General features: G+C 71.1%; 8 protein-coding genes and 1 pseudogene. 6 read left to right on the top strand and 3 right to left on the bottom strand.

Going from position 1 to position 7,384, the window contains the following annotated elements; all coding sequences use genetic code 11:
• Positions 1–91, bottom strand: a pseudogene (nifH, locus tag H537_RS51125) (nitrogenase reductase); the annotation flags it as partial.
• A 381-nt stretch (positions 92–472) separates the two neighbouring features.
• Here nifH and H537_RS0115380 point away from each other — a divergent pair.
• Genes H537_RS0115380 through H537_RS0115360 form a run of 5 tightly spaced genes read left to right on the top strand, consistent with a single transcriptional unit; the run spans position 473 to position 4,003 of the window.
• A complete protein-coding gene (locus H537_RS0115380) occupies positions 473–883 on the top strand; it encodes a group II truncated hemoglobin (RefSeq protein WP_156901740.1) in 411 nt (136 codons plus the stop codon).
• 8 nt (positions 884–891) lie between these two features.
• Positions 892–2,664 carry a SagB family peptide dehydrogenase gene (locus tag H537_RS43290; protein ID WP_238446697.1) on the top strand — a complete coding sequence of 591 codons (1,773 nt, stop codon included), beginning with the start codon at positions 892–894 and terminating at the stop codon, positions 2,662–2,664.
• Positions 2,637–3,458: an ankyrin repeat domain-containing protein gene (locus H537_RS0115370; protein WP_064735982.1), complete on the top strand. Its 822-nt coding sequence runs from the start codon at positions 2,637–2,639 to the stop codon at positions 3,456–3,458. The genes H537_RS43290 and H537_RS0115370 overlap by 28 nt, the downstream gene beginning before the upstream one ends.
• A 7-nt stretch (positions 3,459–3,465) precedes the next feature.
• Entirely contained in the window at positions 3,466–3,705 is a 240-nt protein-coding gene (locus H537_RS0115365; RefSeq protein WP_028998615.1) for an FmdB family zinc ribbon protein, read from the top strand.
• Positions 3,706–3,715: 10 nt separating this feature from the next.
• Positions 3,716–4,003, top strand: a complete 288-nt coding sequence (locus tag H537_RS0115360; RefSeq protein ID WP_028998614.1) for a DUF6156 family protein — start codon at positions 3,716–3,718, stop codon at positions 4,001–4,003.
• Between the two features lie 91 nt (positions 4,004–4,094).
• Here the strand turns inward: H537_RS0115360 and H537_RS43285 are convergent, their stop codons facing one another.
• Positions 4,095–4,910, bottom strand: coding sequence for a hypothetical protein (locus tag H537_RS43285; protein WP_051242698.1), 816 nt, complete (start codon positions 4,908–4,910; stop codon positions 4,095–4,097).
• Positions 4,911–4,913: 3 nt separating this feature from the next.
• On the bottom strand, positions 4,914–6,464 hold the full coding sequence (locus H537_RS0115350; RefSeq protein WP_028998613.1) for a DUF2779 domain-containing protein: 1,551 nt from the start codon (positions 6,462–6,464) through the stop codon (positions 4,914–4,916).
• A gap of 165 nt (positions 6,465–6,629) precedes the next feature.
• On the opposite strand from H537_RS0115350, the gene H537_RS0115345 reads away from it, so the two are divergent.
• Positions 6,630–7,358 carry a YkgJ family cysteine cluster protein gene (locus H537_RS0115345; RefSeq protein ID WP_028998612.1) on the top strand — a complete coding sequence of 243 codons (729 nt, stop codon included), beginning with the start codon at positions 6,630–6,632 and terminating at the stop codon, positions 7,356–7,358.
• Positions 7,359–7,384: the final 26 nt, after the last annotated feature.

The raw sequence follows: 7,384 nt of genomic DNA, 5'->3' as shown, positions 1-7,384 counted from the left end.
TCTCGGCCAGCGCGGCCAGCGTGTTTTGGGAGGTGGTGGACTTGCCGATGCCACCCTTGCCGTAGAAGGCGATCTGACGAAGCTTTGCCATGGATGTGCTCCAGGTTTCGTTGCGAAGTTGACGAGATGACTGGCGCTGTCGTTCTCTGTGCGTCCTTCGGTGCTCGTGGGTTTCTTGAAGAAGCTCCCTCGGGGCCGGCGGAGTCGGGCTGCGCGCACTCCCTCTTCGCAATGCCTGTGCCAGCACCATGGTTTATTGCCAAGCTGTTGTTTCCATTGGGAAAAGCAGCATTTCGTCAGCCTGATGCGAGCGCGTGACAGGCCCGACGCTTTTGTGCGAAACCCGACAAAGCATGGTGTGCAGCGCGGGCTCGCAGATGGCCTGGAGGGCTCATGTCGCGCTTCCGGGCTGGGTTGTGCCGGGCAAAGCTGCCTCGCGCATGCTGGTATGGCTGTTGCATCGCATGCGGGCATGAGCGCACATATTCCCGTTGTCTGCAGCACCCGCAATCCGCACCTGGAACGGCTGGGTGGCCCCGAGGCGGTGGCTCGGCTGGTCAATGCCTTCTACCGAGCCATGGACACGCGCGAGGACGCCCGCACCATCCGCGCGATGCACGAGCCGGACCTGGGTCCGACCAAGGCCATCCTGGTGAAGTACCTCACCGAGTGGATGGGCGGACCCAAGGTCTACAGCGAGGAGCGCGGTTCTCCGATGCTGCGCCGCCGTCACCATCCCTTCGACATCGACGTGAACGCGCGCGACGCGTGGATGGCCTGCATGCGCCAGGCGCTGGACGAAACCTGCGCCGACGCGGCCTTGCGCCAGGAACTCGATGCGGCGTTCATGAAGATCGCCGACCACATCAAGAACACCATCTGACGGCCGTGGTGACCGCCACCGTTCCCTCCCTGGAGCCACTGGCCGACGCGGCTGCCGTGCCGCCCCCGTTGCCGGCCAGCCCCGAAGGTCGCGTGCGCGCCTATCACCAGCGCACCAAGCACCATCTGCAGCGCTATGCCGCCGGCCCCGAGACCCTGGACTGGGACGCGCAGCCCGACCCGTTCCGGCGCTGGCGCGGTGCACCGCTGGAGAGGCTGCCGCTGCCTGCGACGGCGCTGGTGCGCTCCGGCGCACCGGCTTGGGCCGACCTGTTCAACCCGGGGGCCGTGGCCCCGCATCCGGCCGATCGCAACGCCATCGGGCTGCTGCTGGAGCTGAGTTTCGCGCTGGCCGCATGGAAGCAGCACGGGCCCGACCGCTGGGCGGTGCGCGTGAATCCTTCCAGCGGCAACCTGCATCCCACCGAGGCCTACCTGCTGGCGCACGGCGTGAACGGGCTGGCCGACGGGCTCTACCACTACGCGCCGCGAGAGCATGCGCTGGAGCGGCGCGCGGCGCTGGCCCCCGGGTGTACGGACCAGGGCGTGCGGCTGTGGGTCGGGCTGGCGTCCATCTACTGGCGCGAGGCCTGGAAGTACGGTGAGCGCGCCTACCGCTACTGCCAGCTCGACGCAGGCCATGCGCTGGGCGCGCTGCGCTATGCGGCTGCCGTGCTCGGCTGGCGCGCACGCGTGGTGCAAGGGCTGGGCGACGACGTCCTGTGCGCCCTGCTGGGGCTGGACCGCGCTGAGGACTTCGGGGACGCGGAGCGCGAGGTGCCGGACTGCCTGGTCGAGCTGCTGCCCGATCCAGCCGCGCCCCACGACGCCGCGTCCGTGCTGCCGCGCTGGATCGCCGAGGGCAGCTGGCGCGGCAGCGCCAACCGGCTGGACCGCCATCCGATGTACCGCTGGCCGGTCATCGAGGACGTTGCCGCGGCGGCGCGGCGACCGGTGCTCCAGGCCGAGGCCCCCGCGCAACCGGGTCTTGCGGCCCCCACGGCGACGCCGGTCCCGGTGGCGGCCGTGCCGCCGTCCCGGCGCGGCGCGGTGGAACTCATCCGCGGCCGGCGCAGCGCGCAGCGCTTCGACCGCCGCGCGACGCTGCCGCGGGCGGCGCTGGAGCGCATCGTGCAGGCCCTGATGCCTGGCGCCCTGCCCTGGGACGCGCTTCCCGGCGCGGTGCGGGTGCATCCCGTACTCTTCGCCCACCGCGTGGACGGGCTCGCGCCTGGGGCCTACCTGCTGCCGCGCAGCGCGCCGGGCGAAACGCTCCTGCGTGAAGCGCTGGGCCCGAACATGGACTGGCTGCCGGTCGAAGGCCTGCCGCTGTGGCGGCTGGCCGAGAACCCGGCGCTGGCCGGCACGCTGCGCACCATCGACTGCCACCAGGCGCTGGGCAGCGACGCGGCCCTGGCCTTCGCGCTGCTGGCCGAGTTCGACCAGACGCTGCACGACGCGCCCCTGGCCTTCGCGCTGCTGGCCGAGTTCGACCAGACGCTGCACGACGCGCCCTGGCGTTACCGCGAGCTGCTGGTCGAGGCCGGCCTACTGGGCCAGGTGCTGTACCTGGAGGCCGAGGCGGCGGGCTTCAACGGCACCGGCATTGGTTGCTACTTCGACGACTCGCTGCACGAGCTGCTCGGCATCGAGGGCACGCAGGTGCAGTCGGTCTACCACTTCACCATCGGCGCGGGGCTGCACGACCCGCGCATCCAGAGCATGGCGCCCTATGCCGGGCGCGAGGAGCACGCATGGACGACCGATCCTTCCAGCGTTTGAGCCCCGCGCAGGCGCGCGCGTGGCTCGACGCCCATCCCGGCGCGCTGGTGCTGGATGCGCGCACCGCCGCGCACCATGCGGCGGGGCACCTTCCGGGCAGCGTGCGGCTGGACGGGCGCAATCACGAGATTCTGCTGATGCGCGAGCCGCGCTCGCGTCCCGTCTTCGTCTACTGCTACCACGGCAACGCAAGCCAGACCTACGCGCAGATGTTCTGCGACTTCGGCTTCAGGCAGGTCGCCGATCTCGCCGGCGGCCATGAGGCCTGGGAGCGCGATTCGGCGGGCGCGCCGCCGGCACGGCCACTGCCGCGGGAGCTGTCGGCCTGGCTGCAGATTCACGGCTTCGCGGGCCCAGACGCCCGCGGCGCACACGGCAACACGCCGCTGATGTTCGCCGCCTGGAAGGGCGAGGCCGTGGCCGTCAAGGCGCTGCTGGCGCTCGGCGTGGACCTGCATGCCGTCAATGGCGACGGCAACACCGCGCTGTGGCTGGCCTGCGTCGCCAACGACCCGGACCTTGTGTCGCGGCTGGTCGAAGCGGGCCTGGACATCAACCATGCCAACGCCACCGGCGCCACCTGCCTGATGTACGCCGCTTCCAGCGGCAAGCCCGCCATCGTGCAGCGGCTGCTGGCGCTGGGTGCGGACCCGGCGCTCAAGTCGCAGGACGACTTCACGGCGCTGGACATGGCCGCCTCGCTGGAGTGCCTGCGCCTGCTGCGTGCGGCCACCCCGCGCGCGCCCGCGGCCGCCGTGGCTTTCCCTTCAACCCCTTCCACTTCCAATGCTTGAGGCCCACATGCCGATCTACGACTACCACTGCCCTGCCTGCGGTCAGGACTTCGAGCTGCTGGTGCGTTCCAGCACCACGCCGGCCTGCCCGCACTGTGCAGCCACCGAGCTGGAGCGGCGCGTCTCGCTGACCGCGCCGCAAGGCAAGATCAAGGCGATCATCGCGTCCAACCGCCGCGCCGCGGCCCGGGAGGGCCACTTCAGCAACTACAGCCAGGCCGAACGGTCCAAGCTGCTCAAGGGCTGAGGCGCGCCACATGGATGCTCCAAGCGAAGAACGCACCGTCCGCTGCTTCCTGACCTACAGCGGCGTGAAGCTGCCGCTGCAGCTGAGCCAGCAGCTCGACACCGCCTCGCTGCGCCACCGCAACACCTACTTCCGCGCCGAGTACGACGCGCAAGGACGCATGTGCCGCTGCGACAAGATGGTCTACGGCGAGGTCGAGATGCGGCACGACTACCGCTACGACGCGGGCGGCGCGCTGTGCGAGGCCGTCATCACGTCGGTGCACGAGGACGAGCCGCAGGTACTGGCTTTCGGCTGACCAGGGCGACAGGAACCTCCCGTTCGCCTTGAGCCCTTCAACCAGCTCAGCCCGAACGGGGGTTTCTTTCAGCGCCGGCGAAGCACGGTAATCAACGCCGCACCCGGCTCCCCAGCGCCGTGGCGATCGCCTCGGCGCGCGCGTGCAGTGCCGCGTCCTCGTCCAGCCCGTCCACGTCGGCCGCACAGCTGGCCGCCAGCGCCAGGCGGATGCGGTCGGCCTTGACGTACTCGCCGGCATGGTGGCCTTCGAAGGCGGCCCAGTCACAGGTGCACAGCAGCAGCAACTGCTCCAGCCGGGCCGGATGCTCGCGCGCCTGCACCCGCTCCAGCAGCATGGCGATGGGGCCGGCGCGCATGTCGCTGGCGCGGTGGATGCGGTCGCACTCGTCCACGGCGAGGTGCGCCAGCGCCACCGCGTCCGCCGGCACCGCGGCGCGCCGCGCGAGCGCGTCGATGGCGGCATGCGCGCGCTGATCGTGCTTGTGGTGGTGCGGCCAGATCTCGCGCGGCGTGCCGGACTTGCCGACCTTGTGCATCAGTGCCGCGAAGCGCAACGCCAGCGGCGCATTCGCCTGCGCCGTTGCGTCGATGAAGCGCCACTGGTGCTGGCCCACGTCCACCCATTCCGGTCCGTCCGAGAGCTGCGGCACGCCAAACAGCCCGTCCAACTCGGGCAGCAGCTGCGGCAACGCCCGCGCCAGGCGCATGGCTTCGAAAGCGCAGGAAGGCCGCGGCGCCATCAGCGCCGTGGCCAGCAGGCTCCAGCGCGCCTGGGGCGTCATGCGCTTGATGCGGCCGGAAGCCGCCGCCAGTGCCAGCGTCGTGACGTGCGTGGCATCGGGCTGCTCGCCGGCCGACTGCTCCAGGCAGCACAGCAGGTCGTCGTAGGGACGGAGGGTCTTCATGGCTCAGGCCTGCTCCAGCACCGCCGTGATCTGCCGCAGCGCGGCGCAGTGCCGGCGGCCATGGTCGCGCAGCGCCTGGCGCAGCTTGTCGGCCTCGGCCGGCGGCCATCCGCGCTCCAGCGATGCGGCGTAGGCCTGCAGCGGGCTGTGGAAGCAGCGGCCATGGCTGTGCACCTCGAACTCGTGCGCGCCGGCCTCTGGCACCATCGCCCTGAACACCGAGCGCAGCGACCACGAGCCGGCCATCGCGGGGTGGTAGTAGTGGTCGCGCAGCAGCGCGAACATGTCCACGATGCGCGGCAGCAGCGCTGACAGGGCCGGGCTCAGGTCCTCGAAACGCTGCGCCAGCTCGCGGATGCGGTTGCGCTCGAAGCCTGCGTTGTAGGCGAACACCGGCCCTTCGGTGCCCAGCGTCTCCACCAGCGAGGCGGCAAAGGCGTGGCGCGGGTCGCCGTCGCTCTCCGCCAGGAAGCCCGCCTGCACGATCCGGCCGTCGGACCCTTCCACGTCGCAGCTCCACTGGAACGGCAGCACCTGGTAGGGCTGCGTGCCGGCCCAGGGCGGGACGGCGAAGCCGATGGTTTCAAAGCGCAACCATCGCCGTGGTCCGGGCAACGTGTGCAGCGCCGCGGCCGCGCCCGGGTCGAGCACGGGCAGACCATGCTTGACGGCCCGTGCGGCGCGGCGGTGCCGGGCCGCCGTGAGCCGGTGCAGCGGCACGTTGCGCAGGTCCACGTAGCCCTCGGTACGCAGCTCCGACGCCAGCTCGCGCCCGACGATGTCCAGGCTGTTGGCGGGATCGGCCAGCACGGGCTCGGCGATCGACAGGCCACACGGCGCGAGCTGCTCGCACGGGCTGCCCGCGCTCGCGTCCGTGCCACAAGGTGCGCCCAGCGGCACGGTGGGCAGCTCGCCGCGCTCGCACTGGCGCATCGCGACGATCCACTCGCCCACAGGGCGCGTGCCCAGCACGGGCGCCAGGTCCACCTCGCGGTACAGGCCGGCGTAGCAGCCGTGCCCGGGATAGACGAAACTGGTGTCGATCAGCAGCAGCCCCGCGCTCTGCACGCGCAGCGCGTTGCGTGCCATCACGTGCAGCCACAGCGCCACCGCGTCGACATCGGCATCGGTGCCTGCGGTGGCCTGGCGCACGCGCAACAGCTTGAAGCCCTGGGCGCCGCGGGTGACGAGGTCGATGCGCACGCGCACCCCTTCGTCGCTGGCCACGCAGGCGCCGGCCACGGCCCAGGCCTCGTCCTGCGACTCGATGTCCACCAGCAGCCGCTCGGTGATGTCGATGGCGGCTTGCCATTCGTCGTCCGTCCGGGGCACGTCCAGCGTGACCAATCCCGGGTAGGAGGCGCGCAGCGCCTGCTCGGCGCCGGGGCCCCTGACCATGCGGTCCACGCCCGGCCCGCTTCGCGAAGGCATTGCCTGCACGGGCGCGTTGCGGTGCAGCCAGTAGCGGCGCACGCAGGCGCGCCAGCGCCGCAAGTCGTCTTCGGCCAGGGGGTTCAGCGGTACCGGCATCGGCGTCTTTTGCGTGAGATCCATGAAAGCTTCCACAAGGGGCGCTGCAGCCAGCGCGATCGCTACAAACGTGACAAACCCTCGGCCGCACGCCGTTCCCTTGCGCCCCTGTTGCAAGAGTTGTGCGCGACGCAGCCTTGAGCTGGCTCAAGTTGCGAACGCAGCCATGTCACTACCTTTGCTCACACCATGCACCCATCACGCGAATTTTTCCAGGCGCTGCACCGTGCCTTCGACACCACGCTGGCCGAGCGCGGGCGCACGCCGGTCGTGCTCGACGCGCTGCTGAGCCAGGCCTTCGATAGTTTTGCGGGCAACGTCGCCATCCAGTGCGAGGACGAGCCGCCGCTGGCTTGCGGGCGCGGCTGTGCCACTTGCTGCACGCTGCGTGTGGGTGCCACCGCGCCCGAGGTGCTGCTGGTGGCGCGCTTCCTGCGCGCCGTGACGCCGCGGCTGCTGGAGCGCGGCGTGGACCTCGTGGCCGGGCTGCGCGAGGCCGATGCCCGGACCGCCGGCCTGGCGGAGCGGGAGCGCGTGGCGCTGCGCCAGCGCTGCCCCTTCATCGCGCAGGGCGCCTGCGTGATCTACCCGGTGCGTCCGCTGGCCTGCCGCGGGCATGCGTCGCACGACCTCAAGGCTTGTATCGAGGCCGCGGCCGGACGGGCGCTGCAGGTGCCCTACAGCGAGGGCCACCGCCGCGTGCGCTCGCTGGTGCAGAACGCCATGCAGTCCTCGCTGCGGGATGCCGGTCTGGCCTGGAGCGTGTACGAGCTCAACCGCGCACTGCTCATCGCGCTCGACGACGAGCATTGCGAGGCACGCTGGCTCGACGGCGAGGACGTGTTCGCCGGCGCAGCGCTCGACGAGGTGCCGGCCGAGGAGATGGCTGCGGCATTCGATGAGTTGCGGCCGCATTGAACGCAGCTGCGGCCGCGCCTACCGGC

This window comes from Azohydromonas australica DSM 1124 (genome assembly GCF_000430725.1).
GTDB classification, from domain to species: domain Bacteria; phylum Pseudomonadota; class Gammaproteobacteria; order Burkholderiales; family Burkholderiaceae_C; genus Azohydromonas; species Azohydromonas australica.
The sequence above is the reverse complement of the archived record's forward strand: the minus strand, read 5'-3'. Positions and strand labels throughout refer to the sequence as shown.